Raw genomic sequence first — 18,919 nt, forward strand, 5'->3', positions numbered from 1 at the left:
GGACGGACCGGCGGTGCGACTCATCACCCGACGTCCGGGGCCAACCGGTGAAAACCGGGCACGAACCGCTCCCGACACAAAGGAAGTTGTCGTAGGGTCACCTGGGTCGTACATCCGAAAAGCTCCACGAGGGCAACCAGTACCGCGGGTCAACCGTCACAACAGGGCGAACAGACAGAACAGAGGGACGCTCGGACGTCCACGGGAGGGGTTCACTCCATGGCGGCGCAATTCGGCAGGAGGCTCTACAAGGGGGCGGCAACCACGGCCGTGGCCGCAGCGGCGGTCGCGGCTCTCACCGCCTCCCAGGCTCCCGGCGCGACGACGGACGGCCCGGGAAGACCGACCGCCACCGGTGCGACACCCTCCCCCGACGTCAACGCCGACGGCGACGGCGCCGCGACAGGCAACTCGCCGTACTACACGGACCTGCCCCCGCTCAACAGCCCCGACCCCGCGCCCACCGCCGGCGCCCCGTCCTCCGGGACGCCGTCCGAGGCCGGCATACCCGCCACCGTCCTCGACGCCTACAAGAAGGCCGAGGCGGAGCTGAGGGCCTCCAAGCCGAGCTGCAACCTGCCGTGGCAACTGCTCGCCGCCATCGGCAAGGTCGAGTCCGGCCAGGCGCGCGGCGGCCGCGTCGACGCGAACGGCACGACGACCTCGCCGATCCTCGGCCCGGTCCTCAACGGCAGCGGCTTCGCCCACATCAGCGACACCGACCACGGCGTCTACGACGGCGACAGCACGTACGACCGCGCGATCGGACCGATGCAGTTCATCCCGTCCACCTGGGAGTGGGCGGGACGCGACGGCAACGGCGACGGCAAGAAGGATCCCAACAACGTCTACGACGCGGCCCTCGCCGCGGGCCACTACCTGTGCCGCAACGGCTGGGACCTGTCCGACGACGCCGACCTGCGCAGGGCGATCCTCAGCTACAACAACTCCCAGGACTACCTGAACACCGTCCTGTCCTGGCTGGAGTACTACCGCAAGGGCACCCACTCGATCCCCGACGGCACCGGCACGATCCCCTCCGGCCGCAGCGACGACAGGAGCGGGTCCCGGCCGGGGCCGTCCTCCTCGGGGACGACCCCGCCGAGGGCAACGCCCGAGCCCCACAGTCCGGGCAAGACCGGCGGGCCGGCCAAGCCGGGCGGCGGCAGCCCGAGCACCAAGCCGACGCCGCCGTCCAGGTCGGTCACGCCGCCCTCGACGCCCTCCGCATCGCCGACGCCCACCGACACCGTGGACCACCTGGAGGACGCGGGCACCGCAGGGCTCACCGCCATGGCCGGGGACGCGTTCACCCAGAAGATCAGCACCCGTGCCGAGACGAAGGCCGGCAAGGCGGTCGCCAAGGTCAGGGTCCGGTTCACGATCCTCGGCGACACCGACGCCACCTTCACCGGCGGCGAGACGGTCGCCACGGTCCTCACCGACTCCTCAGGCGTGGCCGCCGCACCGGCGCTCCAGGCGGGCGAACAGACGGGCCGCTTCACCGTCCGGGCCCTGGTCGTCGGCCGTACGATCTCCGGCCTCGACTACACGGCGACCGTCACCGCGCGCGCCGCCGACACCCTCACCCGCACCAGCGACACCGCGCTCACCTGCACCCCGGGCGGCGAGTTCGCCGACCAGGTCGAGGTCAAGGCCACCTACAAGGGCGCCGTCGCCGACAAGGTCGCGGCCACCGCCACCCTGATCAAGGCCGCCGACGACGCGACCGAGAACGACAAGGGCCCCTACTTCAAGGACGCCGACGGCAAGCCCGTGCGCACGCTGAAGGACCTTCAGACGGACGGCGACGGTCTGCTGAAGCTGCCGAAGCTGTACGCGGACGACACCACCGGCACCTTCCTGCTCCGCATCACCACCACCGGCGGCGCCACGCTGACGGTGGAACTGAAGGTGGCGGCGGCCGACACCTCGGCGGAGCCGTCGCCGAGCCCCTCGGCCTCGTAGACCACGGCCCGACCGGCCCGCCGGACCGCATCGGCCCGACCGGCCCGCCGGACGCCACCGGCCCGACCGGCCCGCCGGACTCCACCGTCCGGCGGGCCGGACCTGTCAGCCCCGCCGGAGCCGGGCGTTGGTGTGCCGGGTCGGTTCCGCCGTCGCCGGGTCCTCCGGCCACGGATGCTTCGGATACCGCCCGCGCAGCTCCGCCCGTACGCCCTTGTAGCCGTCCCGCCAGAACGAGGCCAGGTCGGCGGTGACGGCGGCGGGCCGCCCGGCGGGGGAGAGCAGGTGCACGAGGACCGGTACCCCGGCGAGCACCGGCGACTGCCGCATCCCGAACATCTCCTGCAGCTTCACCGCCAGCACGGGCCGCTGGGGATCGGTGTAGTCGACGCGGATCCTGGACCCGCTGGGCACGGTGATCCGCTCCGGGGCGAGCTCGTCCAGCCGGGCGGCCTCACCGGAGGCCCAGGGCAGCAGCCGGGCCAGCGCCTGCCCGGCGTCGATCCGCGCCAGGTCCGCGCGCCGCCGGGCGCGGCCCAGCTCCGGCTCCAGCCACTCCTCCACGCGCGCGTGCAGCGCCTCGTCCCCGACGTCGGGCCACGGCTCCCCGAGATGCCGGTGCAGGAACGCGAGCCGCAGCCGCAGCACCTCCGCGTCGGGCGACCAGCGCAGCAGCCGGAAACCCTCCTGCCGCAGCCCGTCCAGCACTGCGTCCCGTACGCGGCCGGGGTCCGGGTCGGCCAGGGGGCGGACCGTCAGTTCCACCGCGCCCAGCCGCTCGACCCGCCGGGCCACCACGTCTCCGCCGGCCCAGCGGACCTCCTCGCGCTCCTCGTGCAGCGCCGCGGCCGCCCGTCGCGCGACGTCCTCGTCCACGGCCGCGGCGAGCCGCACGCGCGCGTGCCCCCTGCCGAGCGGCCGGTCCGCCACGGCCACGGCGATCCAGGGGACCCCTCGCAGACCCGACCCCTCGGCCAGCTCGGCACGCGTACCGGAGACCATGAGATACGACCCCCCGTCCAGCCTGGCCACCCGCTCGGGAAAGGCGAGCGCGGCCACAACCCCGACGACTGCGTCCTCCCCGGCACCGGCCCACCGCGCCCCGCGATGCTCCGCAGCCGGCCGGTGGTCGCTGCGCGGTTGTGCGTCCGCGTCCGTGACGGCGGTCGGCCGGTGGCCGCGGCCAGTTTTCGTACCGGCATTCGTACCAGCGTTCGTACCGGTGTTCGTCTCGGCGGGAGGCTCGTCGGCGGGGCGGTCGCCGGCGCCTGTCGCGGCGGCATGCAGGCGCCGGGACTCCGTGCGCCAGCGTGACGCGTACGGGTCGTCGCCGCGCCGGGCGGCCCGCAACGCGGCGGCGAGGTCGTCGCCGTACTCCCGGGGCAGCTCCTCGCTGAGCAGCGCGACCACCTCCGCCACGCGTTCGGCGCCGCCCGGGGCCGTCGCGTCGAGCAGGGCGCGGCCCAGCCGAGGATGCACGCCCAGCCGCGCCAGCCGCAGTCCCCGCGATGTGGCCCGCCCGGCCGGGTCCACCGCTCCCACGGCCGTCAGCACGTCCCGTGCCGCCGCCATCGCGCCCTGCGGCGGCGGATCCAGCAGTGCCAGCCCGGAGGCGTCCGGATCGCCCCAGCAGGCCGCCTGAAGGGCGAACGCGGTCAGGTCGGCCACCTTGATCTCCGGAGCGGGGAAACGCGGCAGCCGCCCGTCCTCGGCCTCCGCCCAGCACCGGTACACCGCGCCCGGCGCCTCGCGCCCGGCACGGCCCGCCCGCTGCCGTCCGGCCGCCTGCGAGGCACGTACCGTCGCCAGCGCGCTCAACCCGCGCGCGTGGTCCACACGCGGCTCCCGGGCCAGCCCCGAGTCGACGACCACGCGCACCCCGGGCACCGTCAGCGACGACTCCGCCACGGAGGTGGCGAGCACCACCCGGCGGCCCCGCCCCGGCGCCAGCACCGCGTCCTGCACGGCCGCCGGCGCCCGCCCGTGCACCTGGAGCACCTTCACGTCGCCGAGATCCCCCAGCTGCCCGGCGACCCGCGCGATCTCGCCCACGCCCGGCAGGAAACACAGCACGTCCCCGGCCCGCTCGGCGAGCGCCCGCCGCACCACCGACGCCACGTGCGTCAGCAGCGCGGGGTCCACCCGCATCCCGTGCGGCGGCCGTACCGGACGCGCGGGCGGCGCCCACACCACCTCCACCGGATGCGAGACGCCCTCCGCCTCGATCACCGGAGCCCCGCCCAGCAGCCGCGCCCAGCCCTCGGCGTCCGTGGTCGCCGACGCGGCGACCAGCCGCAGCTCGGGCCGCAGCGTCTCGCGCACGTCCCACAGGAACGCCGCCGCCGTGTCCGCGTCCAGATGCCGCTCGTGGCACTCGTCGAGCACCACCACGTCGACACCCGCCAGCTCCTGGTCGCGCTGGAGCCGCTGCAGCAGCACACCGGTCGTGACGACCTCCACGCGCGCGTTCCGCCCGACGACCCGCTCCCCGCGGACGGTGTAGCCGACCCTGTGGCCGACCTTCTCGCCCAGCAGCCATGCCATGCGCCGCGCCGCCGCCCGCGCGGCGATCCGCCGCGGCTCCGCCACGACCACCCGCCGCGCCGGTCCCTCGCCCAGCAGCCCGGCCAGCGCGAGCGGCACCAGCGTCGTCTTGCCGGTGCCGGGCGGGGCCACCAGAACGGCGGTCCCGTGCCCGTCGAGGGCGTCGTGCAGACCGGGCAGGGCGCCGCGCACCGGCAGCGCGTCCAGGGCGTCGTAACGGATCACGGTCGTCTCGGTCCCGGTCGTCTCACTCGTCCCGCTCGTCCGGCTCGTCCCGCTCTCAGTCCCGCTCGCAGACGAAGATCGCCGTCCCCGGGATCAGGTGCCCGCGCAGCGGGGACCAGCCGCCCCACTCGGAGGTGTTCCAGTCGGGCCACTCCGGCTCGACCAGGTCCACCAGGCGGAAGCCCGAGGCCACGACGTCCCGGACGCGGTCGCCGAGCGTGCGGTGGTGCTCGACGTAGACCGCGTTGCCGTCGTCGTCCTGCTCCACGTACGGCGTGCGGTCGAAGTAGGAGGCGGACACGCTCAGCCCCTCCGGGCCCGGCTCGTCGGGGAAGGCCCAGCGGATCGGGTGCGTCACCGAGAAGACGAACCGCCCGCCCGGCCGCAGCACCCGCCGCACCTCCCGCAGCACCAGCCGCGGGTCGGCGACGAAGGGCAGCGCCCCGTACGCCGAACACGCCAGGTCGAAGGAGCCGTCCGCGAAGGGCAGGGCGCCCGCATCGGCGCACACCAGAGGGAACGGTCCGCCGATCCGCAGTGCGTGCTGGAGCTGCCGGTGGGACAGGTCCAGGGCCACGGGGCGAGCGCCCTGCGCGGCGAGCCAGCGCGCACACTGGGCCGCACCGGCGCCGATCTCCAGGACGTCCTTGCCCTTGAGCTCCTCGGCCGGGCCGAGGAGCTCCGCCTCCACCTCGTCCAGGCCCTCGGGGCACCACACGAAGCGGTCGTCGCCGAGGAAGGTGCCGTGTTCGATCTGGTACTCGTCCGCGTTGCGGTCCCACCAGCCCCGGTTGGCCCGGGCGCTCTCGGTGACACCGGCCGCCCGCCGGGTGGCCTCGGGTTCGGACGATGCGAACGGTGCTGGCTCTTGGATGATCGGCTCCCTCGTCGTACTCTTCCGTCCAACCCGCCGCCCCGGTGTGCGCGCCGTCGGAGTGACGCCCTGGTGTCGGCGTGGCCTCGGGAGACAGGTTTTGTGCCGGATATGCGGCGATACGCCCCGGGTGGGTGGCTTCGCGCATTGACCCTGCCCGGCTGCCCCCGTATGCTACAAGTTGCGCTGCGGGCCTGCGCACCTCAGACGTAGCAGGCTGCGCTCGCATCTGTTGTATGTCCCCTCGGTTGTCGAGGCGCCACCAGTGGTTTGGTGTGGCGCTTCCTTGGCTGTCCGGCTTCTGCAGAGCGAAACGGGCTCCCGGCGTAAGCAGTACCTACGACTTCAATGTCCGTACCGGAGCCCTTTCCCACATGACGAGCAGCACCGAGACCACCGCCACCACCCCGCAGGTAGCGGTCAACGACATCGGTAACGAGGAAGCTTTCCTCGCAGCGATCGACGAGACGATCAAGTACTTCAACGACGGCGACATCGTCGACGGCGTCATCGTGAAGGTCGACCGGGACGAGGTCCTGCTCGACATCGGTTACAAGACCGAAGGTGTCATCCCGAGCCGCGAGCTCTCGATCAAGCACGACGTCGACCCGAACGAGGTCGTCGCCGTCGGCGACGAGATCGAGGCCCTGGTCCTTCAGAAGGAGGACAAGGAAGGCCGCCTGATCCTCTCGAAGAAGCGCGCCCAGTACGAGCGTGCCTGGGGCACCATCGAGAAGATCAAGGAAGAGGACGGCATCGTCACCGGTACCGTCATCGAGGTCGTCAAGGGTGGTCTCATCCTCGACATCGGCCTCCGTGGCTTCCTCCCGGCCTCCCTGGTCGAGATGCGCCGCGTCCGCGACCTTCAGCCGTACGTCGGCAAGGAGCTCGAGGCCAAGATCATCGAGCTGGACAAGAACCGCAACAACGTGGTCCTGTCCCGCCGTGCCTGGCTCGAGCAGACCCAGTCCGAGGTCCGCCAGACGTTCCTCACGACCCTCCAGAAGGGTCAGGTCCGCTCCGGCGTCGTCTCCTCGATCGTCAACTTCGGTGCCTTCGTGGACCTGGGTGGCGTCGACGGTCTGGTCCACGTCTCCGAGCTGTCCTGGAAGCACATCGACCACCCCTCCGAGGTCGTCGAGGTCGGCCAGGAGGTCACGGTCGAGGTCCTCGACGTCGACATGGACCGCGAGCGCGTCTCCCTGTCGCTGAAGGCGACCCAGGAAGACCCGTGGCAGCAGTTCGCCCGCACCCACCAGATCGGCCAGGTCGTGCCCGGCAAGGTCACGAAGCTGGTTCCGTTCGGTGCGTTCGTCCGCGTGGACGAGGGCATCGAGGGTCTGGTCCACATCTCCGAGCTGGCCGAGCGTCACGTGGAGATCCCGGAGCAGGTCGTCCAGGTCAACGACGAGATCTTCGTCAAGGTCATCGACATCGACCTCGAGCGCCGTCGCATCAGCCTCTCGCTGAAGCAGGCCAACGAGTCCTTCGGTGCCCACCCGGAGGAGGTCGAGTTCGACCCGACCCTCTACGGCATGGCCGCGTCCTACGACGACCAGGGCAACTACATCTACCCCGAGGGCTTCGACCCGGAGACCAACGACTGGCTGCCGGGCTACGAGAAGCAGCGCGAGGAGTGGGAGCGCCAGTACGCCGAGGCGCAGGCCCGCTTCGAGCAGCACCAGGCGCAGGTCATCAAGTCCCGCGAGGCGGACGCCGCTGCCGCCGCCGAGGGTGGCGAGGCCGCCGCTCCGGCCGCGACCGGCGGTTCGTACTCCTCCGAGGGTGGCGACACCTCCGGCGCCCTGGCCTCGGACGAGGCCCTGGCCGCCCTGCGCGAGAAGCTGGCCGGCGGCCAGAGCTGACCGCTCACCGCTAGGCAACCAGCCGACGACCGCGGCCCGTACCCCCTGTGTGGGGGGTGCGGGCCGCGGCCGCGTTCCGGGCCCGACTCGGCCTCCCGGACCGCTTGTCAGGAGTCGGGGAATGCCTGGGTCCCGTCTCTCGTTGTGAACCTACGAACACGAGGAGGGGCGGTCACAGTGCTTGATCCGCAGGGTTTGTACGCATGGGAGCCGAAGGGCCTGGCGGTCGTCGACATGGCGCTCGCCCAGGAGTCGGCCGGACTTGTCATGCTCTACCACTTCGACGGATACATCGACGCGGGCGAGACCGGCGACCAGATCGTCGAGCGGCTTCTGGACTCACTGCCGCACCAGGTCGTGGCGCGCTTCGACCACGACCGGCTCGTGGACTACCGGGCCCGCCGCCCGCTGCTGACCTTCAAGCGCGACCGCTGGACGGCTTACGAGGACCCCGCCATCGAGGTCCGGCTCGTCCAGGACGCCACCGGCGCGCCCTTCCTGCTGCTGTCCGGGCCCGAGCCCGACGTGGAGTGGGAGCGCTTCGCCGCCGCCGTACGGCAGATCGTGGAGCGCCTCGGCGTACGCCTGTCGGTGAACTTCCACGGCATCCCCATGGGCGTCCCCCACACCCGCCCGGTGGGCCTGACCCCGCACGGCAACCGCAGCGACCTCGTTCCCGGCCACCACAGCCCCTTCGACGAGGCGCAGGTGCCCGGCAGTGCCGAGGCGCTGCTGGAGTACCGCCTGATGGAGGCCGGCCACGACGTCCTCGGGGTCGCCGCGCACGTCCCGCACTACATCGCCCGCTCGCCGTACCCGGACGCGGCCCTGACCGTCCTGGAGGCCGTCACCGCGGCCACCGGCCTGGTCCTGCCCAGCATCGCGCACTCCCTGCGCAACGACGCCCACCGCACCCAGACGGAGATCGACCGGCAGATCCGCGAGGGCGACGAGGAGCTCACCTCCCTCGTCCAGGGCCTCGAGCACCAGTACGACGCCGCCGCGGGCGCGGAGACCCGCGGCAACATGCTCGCCGAACCCATCGACATCCCGTCGGCCGAGGAGATCGGCCGCGAGTTCGAGAGGTTCCTGGCGGAGCGCGAGGGAGAGAACTGAGGTCCGCCGGGCGGTCTGTCAGCGGCAGCGCCTAAGCTTCCGCTCATGCTGAAGGTAGGCCTCACCGGGGGCATCGGAGCCGGTAAGAGCGAGGTGTCGCGGCTGCTCGTCGAGTGCGGGGCCGTGCTGATCGACGCCGACCGCATCGCGCGCGAGGTCGTCGCCCCGGGCACGCCCGGCCTCGCCGCGGTCGTCGACGCCTTCGGCCCGGAAGTGCTCGCCGCGGACGGCAGCCTGGACCGGCCCAAGCTGGGTTCCATCGTCTTCGCCGACGCGGAGAAGCTGGCCGTCCTGAACTCGATCGTCCACCCCCTGGTGGGCACCCGCTCCCGCGAGCTGGAGGAGGCCGCCGCCGAGGACGCCGTCGTCGTCCACGACGTCCCGCTCCTGACGGAGAACGGTCTCGCCCCGCTGTACGACCTCGTGATCGTCGTCGACGCGGCCCCCGAGACCCAGCTGGACCGGCTGGTACGGCTGCGCGGCATGACCGCGGAGGACGCACGCGCCCGCATGGCCGCCCAGGCCACCCGGGAGGAGCGCCTGAAGATCGCGGACATCGTCATCGACAACGACGTGCCGCTGGAACGCCTCCGGCAGCGGGTGAGAGACGTCTGGGCCGAGCTCGTCCAAAGGGCCGCGCACACCCAGCACCCAGGGCACGGGGCGGCCGAACCTCAGGAATAGGGGTGTCCGGCAGGGGCGTTGAACCCTCCCAGTGAGGGAAGGACTTTGCCGTGCCCGAAACCAGCGGTTCGCCCGGACGTACTCCGGAGACGCATGTCATCGACTTCCGCGCCGCCGAGCAGCTGCTCGCCGCACGGGACCCTCGGGGCGCGGTGAAGCTGCTCGACGGGGTCATCGCCGCCCATCCCGAGAACACGGCCGCCCGGCTGCTGCGCGCCCGCGCCTTCTTCGCGGCCGCGCAACTGCGGCCCGCCGAGCTGGAGTTCAGCATCGTCCTGGAGCGTGAGCCGGACAACGCGTTCGCGCACTACGCGCTCGCCCGGACCTACGAGCGGCAGGGCCGCCCCGACCAGGCCAAACGCCACTTCCGGCTGGCCGCCGCCCTGGACCCGAACCCGGAGTACCTCCAGCGCGCCCGGTTCGACACCTGACCCCCGGACAGGTCCTGCCGGCGGGCCTACCGGCGGCGCTGATCGGGCGGCCAGTACGGCGGGACATCGCGCCCCGGCTGGTAGTGCGACCCCTGCCGCAGATGCCGGACGACCAGGGCGAAGTCGACGGCGATCACCAGCCACAGCGCCCCGAACGCGGCCGCCCATCCGGGCCGGCCGACCAGCACGAACACCGCCGTGCCGAACATCGCCCAGAACATCCCCCACACGCACAGCCAGAACCGCGCCCGCAGCGCACTCCGGGCGGTCGTCGGCTCACTGCCCGTACGCATCGCCGATCACCACTCCTCCTTGCAACGTACTCCCCGTGAGGGCCGTACGCGGCAGGAGAGCCGACCGGAGCGGAGACAAGGAGAGAGCCGGCCGGAGCGGAGAAGGCGCACGGGAAATCCGCCCGGCCGCGATGAGTCCCAGGGGCGAGGGCGGTCTACCTCTGCGACAGCACACGCACCGCTTCCCGGAGGAGACCCCCATGTCCGAGACCGCCGCTTCCGCCCCGTCCGTCGCCACCGCCCCGTCGACCGGGTCCGCCCGTGGCCGCCGTACCGCCCGCATCGCCCTGCGCGCCGTGCAGGTGCTGCTCGCCCTGTTCTACGTGATCGCGAGTGCGCTGCCCAAGCTCATCGCACATCCATCGGCCGCCGAAGCCTTCGACAAGATCGGCTGGGGCAGTGCGGGGATGTACACCATCGGCGCGCTGGAGCTCGCCGGAGGCGTCGCGCTGCTGATCCCGGTGCTGCAGTCGGTGGCGGCGCTGGCACTGAGCGCGCTCATGGTCGGCGCGTTCGTCGTCCAGCTCACCGTCTTCGACGGGCAGAACGCGGCGACACCGATCATCCTGATCGTGCCGCTCGCCCTGATCGCCTGGGCCCGCCGCGGGCACAACGCGGAGCTGCTGCGGCTGCTGCGGCGGCAGGGGTGACGACCACCGGACGGGCGCCGCACGGCTCCGCAGGCATCATCGGCCGTGCGAGCATCATCGGCCGTGCGAGCGTCACCGGCCGTGCGGGCGGCCGGCGGGGCCGCTCGGACCGTCCAGGCCGCCCAGGGCGCGCAGCCGCTCCAGTTCACGCCGGTCGCGCTTGGTGGGCCGGCCGGTACCCCGGTCGCGTACGGCGATCGGAGCGACGGCCTCGCGGGGCGGGGGCGGCGGGGAGTTGTCGACGTAGCACTGCACCGCGACGGGCGCGCCGACCCGCTTGCGGATCAGGCGCCTGACGACCACGATCCGCTCGCGACCCTCCTGCCGCACGCGCACCTCGTCGCCGACGCGGACCGAGTGGGACGGTTTGACCCGCTCGCCGTTCACCCGGACGTGCCCGCCCCGGCAGGCGGTGGCACCGGCGGAACGGGTCTTGACCAGACGCACGGCCCAGATCCAGCTGTCGATCCGCACGGTCTCACCGCTCGCCGGACCGGCCGCCTCGGCGGCGGCGATGGCGGCGGCGACCTTCGGATCCACGGCCGCAGCGGGCGCCTCGCCGGCTTCGGCCCCGCTCCCGTCCCCGTCGCGGTCCTTGACGTCGTCCTCGCTAGCCATGGCTCAGACCTTAGTCTCCTCACGTCTCTTGGACCGGCCGCACCGGACGACTTTACGGTGGGGAACGTGGAGAACATGGACAGCAGCAGCCTGTGCGCCCTCGACGAGCGGATTTCGCACTGCCGTGCCTGTCCGCGTCTGGTCGCCTGGCGTGAGGAGGTGGCCCGCACCAAGCGGGCCGCGTTCGCCGACTGGACGTACTGGGGGCGGCCGGTGCCGGGCTTCGGACCGGCGGACGCCCGGCTGCTGATCGTGGGACTCGCCCCGGCCGCGCACGGCGGGAACCGTACCGGCCGCATGTTCACCGGGGACCGGTCCGGTGACGTGCTCTACCAGGCGCTGTACGACGTGGGGCTCGCCTCCCAGCCCACCTCCGTCGCCGCCGACGACGGGCTGGAGCTGTACGGGGTGCGGATCACCTCGCCCGTGCACTGCGCCCCGCCCGCCAACAAGCCGACCCCCGGCGAACGGGACACCTGCCGGCCCTGGCTGGTCCAGGAACTGCATCTGCTGCGGCCCACCCTGCGGGCGGTGGTCGTGCTCGGCGCGTTCGGCTGGCAGGCCGCGCTGCCGGCGTTCACCGAGGCGGGCTGGACGGTGCCCCGGCCCCGCCCCGCCTTCGCCCACGGAACACGGGTGCCGCTCGACGGCCTCGACCTCTTCGGCTGCTTCCACGTCAGCCAGCGCAACACCTTCACCGGCAGGCTCACCCCCACGATGCTCCGCGACGTCCTGCGCACGGCGGCGCAGGCGGCGGGACTGCCGACAGGAAAATGAGGCGACGCGGCCGGCGAGAGGCGGTTACGTTCCCCCGATGGGCCCGTATCCGGAGATCGAACCGTACGACCAGGGCATGCTCGACGTGGGTGACGGCAACCTCGTGTACTGGGAGACCTGCGGAAACCCACAGGGCAAGCCGGCGGTGATGCTGCACGGCGGTCCGGGGTCCGGCTGTACGCCGGGGCAGCGGCGCTTCTGCGATCCCGCCGCGTACCGGATCGTCCTCCTCGACCAGCGCGGCTGCGGACGCTCCACACCGCACGCGAGCGCGTACGACACCGACATGAGCGTCAACACGACCGACCACCTGCTCGCCGACCTGGAACTGCTCCGGCACCACCTCGGCATCGAGCGATGGCTGGTGTGGGGCACCTCCTGGGGCTCGGTGCTGGCCCTGCGCTACGCCCAGACCCATCCCGGGGTCGTCTCCGAACTGGTCCTGACGGGCGTCGCGACCGGCTCGAACGCCGAGGTCACACTGCTGACCCACGGGCTGGGCAGGATCTTCCCGCAAGACTTCGCACGCCTCCTCGCCGAACTGCCCGAGGACACCGACCGCACCGGAAACCTCGCGGCCGCCTGCAACCGGCTGCTCGAGTCGCCCGACCCGGCGGTGCGCGAACGGGCGGCGCGCGCCTGGACCGACTGGGAGACCGCGACGATCCCCGCGCCGCCGCGCTCCGTCGCACGGTACGAGGACCCCGCCTTCCGCATGGGCTTCGCCCGCACCGTCACGCACTACTTCGGCAACGACCACTTCCTCGGCCCGGGCAACGACGAGGGCGTGGTGCTGCGCGACGCCCCTCTGCTGCGCGGCATCCCCGGCACCCTCGTCCAGGGCGGCCTGGACCTCGGCAACCTCCTCGGCATCGCCTGGCGCCTGCACCACGCCTGGCCCGACAGCGAACTGATCGTCGTCGACGAGGCCGGGCACGACTTCGGAGCACCGGGCGTGGTGGACGCGCTGGTCGCGGTGATGGACAGGTACGCACGGCGCGAGGACACGCGCACACGGCAGGAGGCAGGCAGGCGATGACCCGGCCGGACCAGCACTTCCTCGACACCACCGCCGATCGCCTGGCCGCACTCCCCGGAGTCCGTGCCGTGGCCCTCGGCGGCTCCCGCGCCCAGGGCACCCACCGCCCGGACAGCGACTGGGACCTCGCCGTCTACTACCGGGGCCGTTTCGACCCGGACGACCTGCGTGCCGTCGGCTGGGAGGGCGAGGTCTCCGAGCTCGGCGGCTGGGGCGGCGGCGTCTTCAACGGTGGAGCCTGGCTGACGATCGACGGCCGCCGCGTCGACGTGCACTACCGGGACCTCGACGTCGTCGAGCACGAATGGGCTCAGGCGCAGGAGGGTCGCTTCCGGGTGGAACCGCTGCTGTTCCATCTCGCCGGGATCCCCAGCTACCTGGTGGTCGCCGAGCTCGCGGTCAACCGGGTGCTGCGAGGAGAGCTGCCCCGCCCGGCGGCCTACCCGCCCGCACTGCGGCGCACCGCACCCGAACACTGGTACGGCATGGCCACCGCCGGCCTCGCCTACGCGAAGGCGGGCCACGCCCCCAGGGGATCCGTCACCCAGGTCGCCGGCGCGATCGCCCTGGCCGCCACCCAGACCGCCCATGCCGTACTCGCCGCACGAGGCGAGTGGACCACCAACGACAAGGGGCTCGTGACCCGCGCGGGCCTCCAGGACGTCGACGACATCCTCAGTGGAATGACGGCGTCTCCCACGGCACTGCTCCGGGCGGTGACCGAGACCGAGGGGGTCCTGAGCACCGCCGTGAACGGCACACCCACGATCACGGACGTGTGAACACGAGATGTACGCGAGTTGACGCGGAAGGTGATCGAGTCGGTCGAAAGTGTGAGGTGAGACGCACTTTTGGCATTGAACTCGTGTCGAGTACGTCTCAGTACCGTCACTGGACGAGGCTTTCGCCCCATGCTTGGCGTTTAACTCTACGAGTACAGCGCTACATGGAGGTGCAGGGTGAACGGGCGAACGGTGCTCGAGCGCTTTCCCGCCGGCGGTCCGCGCGGGTCGTGGCCGGCGGAGGAGTTCGCGCATGCGCGACGCCTGGAGGGCCTGCCCGCGGAGGTCGTCATGGACCTCGCGACGGACACGTTCCTGGTGATCGTCCGGGGCGGCGAGACCGGTGGTGACATCACCGCCTGAAAGCGTCGCCGCCGACGGCCCTCCCCGCGCTCACGCTCTGATCGGACGGCTCCACGCCGGGGTCGTGCCCGTGACCCTGCACAGCGCGAGGTACAGGGGGATCGGCGGAGTGTACGGAACCGTCCCGTCCGGTCGGTGGATGAGAACGGGCAACGGACCCCGAGAGGCGTCGGGGAGGACCGCCCCGGTGGCGTAGTGCGCGGGTGAGGGCCACCGCAGGGCATAGTCGGAGTCGGCCGGGACGATCCACCACCAGTGCGTCTCGTCGGCGTAGACGCACCCCACGCGGGGCAGCCGCGGCATCAGCTGGGCACCGAAGCGGGCCGGTACCGCCACCGCGTCGCAACCCAGCGGGACCACCATGCCCTCGGGAAGGGACAGCCGCCGGGGCGCCGTGAGGCCGCCGTCCGGGGAGGCGTCGCCGGACGCGGCGGACCTGCCCGTCGCGCGTCCCAGACGTACGAGCGTGTCCAGGCTGAGCGCCTGGCCGGAACCGGAGGCGCGGGCACCGCTCACAGCCATACGGCCCCCGATCCGTGCGTGTCGTGCGTGTATGCCCTGTGGTGCTGTGCCCCTTGGAGGGCGCCCTCGTCGTCCGGCGGCGGAGCCGGATGCGGGGTCGAAGGGGGCGGAGGGGACGAAGGGGTCGGATGAGGGTCCGGGATCGGGTACGGCTTCGGGCGGGCGCCCCAGCCGAGGTCGCCCCGGACGTCGTGGCTGCCGTCGGTGTCACGCGCCAGTTCCGCCCACACCACCAGCCCCTGGCCGTGCTGCTGCGCGCCCCAGGAGAGGCACATGGCCTCGACGAGGAGCAGCCCCCTGCCGTGTTCCTCCTCCGGCCGCTGCGGTGACGGGTGCGGTTCCCCCGGAGCGCGGCCCTCGTCGCGTACGGCTATGCGCACCAGCTCCCCGCGGTCGTGCAGTTCGCAGACGACCCGGCTGCTCGCGGTGTGCACGATGGCGTTGGTGACCAGCTCGGAGATGACGAGGTCGGCGGTGTCACAGGTGTCCTCGCACACCGACCAGGCCGTCAGCCGGGCTCTGGTCAGACGTCTGGCCTGAGCGGGGGAACCCGGGTGTGCGGCCAGCTCGAAGTGGAACCGGCGCTCGGCGGCGGCCCCGTCGGGGTCCGCTCCCGTGAGGGCGCCGGGGGCGAGAAGGCCCGCGGCGGCGTCTGTTCCTAAGGGCGGGGACGGAATCACGCTTGCCACTATCTCCCCGCCGTGAACACTTGGCAAGTGGCACTCTGAAAAATGCAGAGTGCTGTGTGACGCGGTGAGGGGCCGTGGCACACTGCTCGCAACAGCACGTCGAGCGGCGCCAGTTGGGATCACCGGAGATCCGTCGGGTCTTCGAATAGATCTTCGAATGGCGCCGTAGGGCTGTCAGGATTCCTACAGCCCGCGGGGACCGACCCCGGGCCCGTGGGACTCCTCCGGCCCGACGGAACTCCTCGGCGGAGTCCCGGATTCTTCGGTGGAGGTGGAGCGTGAGCGAACCGCGGTCGGCACCGACCGTCGGGCAGGTCGTGCTGGGCCGGCGCCTGCACGACCTGCGGGAACGCGCCGGCCTCAAGCGCGAGGAGGCCGCCCGCGTCCTCCGCGTCGCCCCGGCCACGGTCCGCCGTATGGAGACGGCCGAAGTCGCCCTCAAAATCCCCTATCTGCAACTGCTGCTGAAGGCGTACGGCGTCCCCGACGACGAGGCCGAGGCCTTCGTGCAGCTCGCCGAGGACGCCAACCGGCCCGGCTGGTGGCAGCGTTTCCACGACATCCTGCCGGGCTGGTTCTCCATGTACGTCAGCCTGGAGGGCGCCGCGGCACTCGTCCGGTCCTACGAACCTCACTTCGTGCCCGGCCTGCTCCAGACCGAGGACTACGCGCGCGGGGTGCTCACCTCGGGCGCCATCGGACAGACCAGCCCCGACGACATCGAAGGCCATGTCGCCCTGCGCATGCAACGCCAGGAACTGCTCACCCGTCCCGACGCGCCCCGGTTCTGGTTCGTGTTCGACGAGACCGCGCTGCGCCGCCCAGTCGGCGGCCCGGAGGTGATGCGTGCTCAGATCGACAGACTGCTCGACGCCACGAAGCTGCCCAACGTGACCCTCCAGGTCGCCCCGTTCTCCTCGGGGCCGCATCCAGGCACGTACGGGCCCTTCGTGCTGTTCCGATTCGCCATGCCCGAACTGCCGGACATGGTCTACAGCGAGTACCTGACCGGCGCCGTCTACCTGGACGCGCGCGAGGAGGTGGCGACCCACCTCGAGGTCATGGACCGCATGGCGGCGCAGGCCGCTACGGCACATCGCACGAAGGAGATCCTCCGGGATCTCCGCAAGGAGCTGTGAATGGATCGCATCACGTCCCAGCCCGCCTCACGAGGCCGCGGCGACCGGACCCGCGGCGAGCGGATCTACAACGGCATGCCCGCCAGGGAACTGGGCAGCGAGGGCTGGCACAAGCCGTGGAGCGGCGGCAACGGCGGCAACTGCCTGGAGGCGATGAAGCTGGCCGACGGGCGGATCGCGGTACGCCAGTCGACCGACCCGGACGGGCCGGCCCTCATCTACACCACCGACGAGATGACCGCCTTCATAGAAGGCGCCAAGGCGGGGGAGGCCGACTTCCTGCTCTCTTGACCATGCCTGGATTTTCCGCTGCCCAACTCCTTAATTCTGGTGCCACCTTGAACATGTCCGAGACCACTCCCGAGTCCGAGACCACGACCGAGACCGAGACCACGACCGAGACCGAGACCACGACCGAGACCGAGTCCGCAACCAAGTCCGAGACCGAGTCCGAGATCACTCCCGAGGCCGCATCCGTCGGCTTCACCGGCTGACGGCATCCGGCGGCGTCCGACGCCGTCAGACGTTCTCCGCCGTCGGCCGCTGCCGTCCGGCGGCAACCGACGCCGGCCGGCAGCGACCGGTCCTACGGCCGCATCGGCGGCGGTCACACGGCCATCGGCCGGTCGTGCGGCCCGATCGGCGACGGCAGTCGCGAGCTCCCCGTCAGGTAGTGGTCGACTGCCGCCGCCACCGCCCGTCCCTCCGCGATCGCCCACACGATCAGCGACTGCCCGCGCGCGGCGTCCCCCGCCGCGAACACACCGGGGACGTTCGTCACGTAGCCGACGCCGCGCGCGAGCGTGCCGCGCGGCGCCAGGTCGAGTCCCAGCTGGTCGATCAGCCCGTCCCGCCGGTCCGGCCCGGAGAAGCCGAGCGCGAGCAGCACCAGGTCGGCCGGGAGGGCCCGCTCGGTGCCCGGCAACGGGCGCCGCTCCGCGTCCACCTCGACCAGATGCAGCTCGCGCACCTGCCCGTCCCCGTCACCGGTGAAGCGCAGCGTCGACGCCGCGAACATCCGCGCGTCGACATCCGCGGCGGGCGCCGTGTGCAGCACCTCCGCCTCCTCGTGCGCGGCCGACAGCCGGTAGATCTTCGGATACGTCGGCCACGGCTCGGTGTCCTCGTCGCGCTCCGTACCGGGCTGGGCGTAGATGTCCAACTGGGTCACGGACGCGGCGCCCTCCCGTACCGCCGTGCCCAGGCAGTCGGCCCCCGTGTCACCCCCGCCCACGATGACCACATGCCGGCCCGCCGCGCACAACGGCGAGACCGCGATGTCCCCCTCGCACACCCGGTTGGCCAGCGGCAGATACTCCATCGCCTGATGGACCCCGGCCAACTCGCGCCCCGGCACGTCCAGTTCACGCCACGCGGTGGCGCCCGTGGCGATCACCACGGCGTCGTAGCGCGAACGCAGCTCCGCCGCCCCGACGTCCCGCCCGACCACCGTCGACGTACGGAACTTGGTCCCCTCGGCCCGCATCTGCTCCAGCCGGCGTTCCAGGTGGTGCTTCTCCATCTTGAACGCGGGGATGCCGTAGCGCATCAGCCCGCCGAGCCGGTCGTCCTTCTCGTACACGGCCACCGTGTGTCCCACGCGAGTCAGCTGCTGGGCCGCGGCGAGCCCGGTCGGCCCCGAGCCGATCACGGCGACGGTCCGGCCCGTCAGCCGGTCCGGCGGACGCGGCGGGGTCAAACCCTCCTCCCACGCCCGGTCGGCGATGGCGCACTCGACGTTCTTGATGGTGACGGCCGGCTGGTTGATCGCCAGCACGCAGCCCGCCTCGCACGGCGCCGGACACAGGCGGCCGGTGAACTCCGGGAAGTTGTTCGTGGCGTGCAGCCGGTCGCTCGCCGCCCGCCAGTCCTCCCGCGAGACAAGATCGTTCCACTCGGGGATCAGATTGCCCAGCGGGCAGGCCTGGTGGCAGAACGGGACACCGCAGTCCATGCAGCGGTCGGCCTGCTTGCTGATGATCGGCAGCAGGCCACCCGGAACGTACACCTCGTCCCAGTCCCGGACCCGTTCCTCGACGGGCCTGCGGGACCACTCCTGGCGGGGCGTGGTCATGAAACCCTTGGGATCGGCCATGGCCGTCTCCCTTGCGTACTCGCGTACTCGCCGTCCTCGCGCGCTGTTGCGCGTCCTCGTGCGGCCTCTCGCGTTGTCGTCGCGTACTCGTCGCGTTCTCGCGCGTCCACGGGCGGCGCTCTTCCGGCCACGATACGTCCCCCGGGGCGCGCGTGCAGGGCGTGTGCGGGGGGCTTTTCCGCTGGCGGGGCGGCCTTCGCTAGCTCGGGGGGCCAGGCGTCGTCCCCTTCCTTCTCGGGGGGCCC

20 protein-coding genes are annotated in these 18,919 nt (G+C 72.3%); 13 read left to right on the top strand and 7 right to left on the bottom strand.

Translation table 11 applies throughout. The features are described from left to right. The first annotated feature begins 219 nt into the window (after positions 1-219). Positions 220-1,968 (top strand): lytic transglycosylase domain-containing protein, encoded by a 1,749-nt coding sequence (locus IE318_RS24685; RefSeq protein ID WP_189903746.1) that lies wholly within the window; start codon positions 220-222, stop codon positions 1,966-1,968. Between the two features lie 105 nt (positions 1,969-2,073). On the opposite strand, the gene IE318_RS24690 is transcribed toward IE318_RS24685, so the two are convergent. Both IE318_RS24690 and IE318_RS24695 read right to left on the bottom strand, forming a co-directional pair. Then, entirely contained in the window at positions 2,074-4,737 is a 2,664-nt protein-coding gene (locus IE318_RS24690; protein ID WP_189903748.1) for an ATP-dependent RNA helicase, read from the bottom strand. Positions 4,738-4,792: 55 nt separating this feature from the next. Further along, positions 4,793-5,614: a class I SAM-dependent methyltransferase gene (locus IE318_RS24695; RefSeq protein ID WP_030167534.1), complete on the bottom strand. Its 822-nt coding sequence runs from the start codon at positions 5,612-5,614 to the stop codon at positions 4,793-4,795. Positions 5,615-5,985: 371 nt separating this feature from the next. Between IE318_RS24695 and rpsA the strand changes: the two genes are divergently transcribed. From rpsA to IE318_RS24715, 4 genes are all read left to right on the top strand, one after another. Further along, positions 5,986-7,476 (top strand): 30S ribosomal protein S1, encoded by a 1,491-nt coding sequence (rpsA, locus tag IE318_RS24700; RefSeq protein WP_030167530.1) that lies wholly within the window; start codon positions 5,986-5,988, stop codon positions 7,474-7,476. 177 nt (positions 7,477-7,653) lie between these two features. Next, complete coding sequence (locus tag IE318_RS24705; RefSeq protein WP_030167526.1) at positions 7,654-8,592, top strand: PAC2 family protein; 939 nt, start codon at positions 7,654-7,656, stop codon at positions 8,590-8,592. Between the two features lie 45 nt (positions 8,593-8,637). Continuing rightward, positions 8,638-9,276, top strand: a complete 639-nt coding sequence (coaE, locus tag IE318_RS24710) for a dephospho-CoA kinase (protein WP_189903750.1) — start codon at positions 8,638-8,640, stop codon at positions 9,274-9,276. Between the two features lie 50 nt (positions 9,277-9,326). Continuing rightward, a complete protein-coding gene (locus IE318_RS24715; protein WP_030167520.1) occupies positions 9,327-9,707 on the top strand; it encodes a tetratricopeptide repeat protein in 381 nt (126 codons plus the stop codon). A 26-nt stretch (positions 9,708-9,733) separates the two neighbouring features. Here IE318_RS24715 and IE318_RS24720 read toward each other — a convergent pair whose 3' ends face one another. Then, the gene (locus IE318_RS24720) at positions 9,734-10,000 is read right to left on the bottom strand and encodes a DUF6343 family protein (RefSeq protein WP_189903752.1); all 267 of its coding nucleotides are present in this window, start codon (positions 9,998-10,000) and stop codon (positions 9,734-9,736) included. Between the two features lie 200 nt (positions 10,001-10,200). Between IE318_RS24720 and IE318_RS24725 the strand changes: the two genes are divergently transcribed. Continuing rightward, positions 10,201-10,650, top strand: coding sequence for a DoxX family protein (locus IE318_RS24725; protein WP_189903754.1), 450 nt, complete (start codon positions 10,201-10,203; stop codon positions 10,648-10,650). 72 nt (positions 10,651-10,722) lie between these two features. Here IE318_RS24725 and IE318_RS24730 read toward each other — a convergent pair whose 3' ends face one another. Continuing rightward, on the bottom strand, positions 10,723-11,268 hold the full coding sequence (locus IE318_RS24730) for an RNA-binding S4 domain-containing protein (protein WP_189903756.1): 546 nt from the start codon (positions 11,266-11,268) through the stop codon (positions 10,723-10,725). A gap of 75 nt (positions 11,269-11,343) precedes the next feature. Here IE318_RS24730 and IE318_RS24735 point away from each other — a divergent pair, with 75 nt between their 5' ends. The 4 genes from IE318_RS24735 (at position 11,344) to IE318_RS24750 (ending at position 14,229) form a co-directional block, all read left to right on the top strand. Continuing rightward, positions 11,344-12,045 (top strand): uracil-DNA glycosylase, encoded by a 702-nt coding sequence (locus IE318_RS24735; RefSeq protein WP_189903758.1) that lies wholly within the window; start codon positions 11,344-11,346, stop codon positions 12,043-12,045. A 37-nt stretch (positions 12,046-12,082) separates the two neighbouring features. Continuing rightward, positions 12,083-13,084: a prolyl aminopeptidase gene (gene pip, locus IE318_RS24740; protein WP_189903760.1), complete on the top strand. Its 1,002-nt coding sequence runs from the start codon at positions 12,083-12,085 to the stop codon at positions 13,082-13,084. Continuing rightward, entirely contained in the window at positions 13,081-13,866 is a 786-nt protein-coding gene (locus IE318_RS24745) for a nucleotidyltransferase family protein (protein WP_189903762.1), read from the top strand. Before pip ends, IE318_RS24745 begins: the two co-directional genes overlap by 4 nt. A 177-nt stretch (positions 13,867-14,043) precedes the next feature. Further along, positions 14,044-14,229: a DUF8839 family protein gene (locus IE318_RS24750; RefSeq protein WP_189903764.1), complete on the top strand. Its 186-nt coding sequence runs from the start codon at positions 14,044-14,046 to the stop codon at positions 14,227-14,229. A gap of 30 nt (positions 14,230-14,259) precedes the next feature. Here IE318_RS24750 and IE318_RS24755 read toward each other — a convergent pair whose 3' ends face one another. Together IE318_RS24755 and IE318_RS24760 are read right to left on the bottom strand one after the other, a co-directional pair. Next, positions 14,260-14,751 (bottom strand): hypothetical protein, encoded by a 492-nt coding sequence (locus IE318_RS24755; RefSeq protein WP_030167494.1) that lies wholly within the window; start codon positions 14,749-14,751, stop codon positions 14,260-14,262. Continuing rightward, positions 14,742-15,440 (bottom strand): ATP-binding protein, encoded by a 699-nt coding sequence (locus IE318_RS24760; protein ID WP_189903766.1) that lies wholly within the window; start codon positions 15,438-15,440, stop codon positions 14,742-14,744. The genes IE318_RS24755 and IE318_RS24760 overlap by 10 nt, the downstream gene beginning before the upstream one ends. Positions 15,441-15,718: 278 nt before the next feature. Between IE318_RS24760 and IE318_RS24765 the strand changes: the two genes are divergently transcribed. Genes IE318_RS24765 through IE318_RS24775 form a run of 3 tightly spaced genes read left to right on the top strand, consistent with a single transcriptional unit; the run spans position 15,719 to position 17,073 of the window. Then, entirely contained in the window at positions 15,719-16,579 is an 861-nt protein-coding gene (locus IE318_RS24765; RefSeq protein ID WP_030167487.1) for a Sco1979 family transcriptional regulator, read from the top strand. Then, positions 16,580-16,870 (top strand): DUF397 domain-containing protein, encoded by a 291-nt coding sequence (locus tag IE318_RS24770; RefSeq protein ID WP_030167484.1) that lies wholly within the window; start codon positions 16,580-16,582, stop codon positions 16,868-16,870. A 53-nt stretch (positions 16,871-16,923) separates the two neighbouring features. Continuing rightward, positions 16,924-17,073: a hypothetical protein gene (locus IE318_RS24775; RefSeq protein WP_189903767.1), complete on the top strand. Its 150-nt coding sequence runs from the start codon at positions 16,924-16,926 to the stop codon at positions 17,071-17,073. A 113-nt stretch (positions 17,074-17,186) separates the two neighbouring features. Here IE318_RS24775 and IE318_RS24780 read toward each other — a convergent pair whose 3' ends face one another. Continuing rightward, the gene (locus tag IE318_RS24780; RefSeq protein ID WP_189903769.1) at positions 17,187-18,674 is read right to left on the bottom strand and encodes a glutamate synthase subunit beta; all 1,488 of its coding nucleotides are present in this window, start codon (positions 18,672-18,674) and stop codon (positions 17,187-17,189) included. Positions 18,675-18,919 lie beyond the last annotated feature (245 nt).

It is taken from the genome of Streptomyces spiralis (genome assembly GCF_014654675.1).
GTDB lineage: Bacteria > Actinomycetota > Actinomycetes > Streptomycetales > Streptomycetaceae > Streptomyces > Streptomyces spiralis.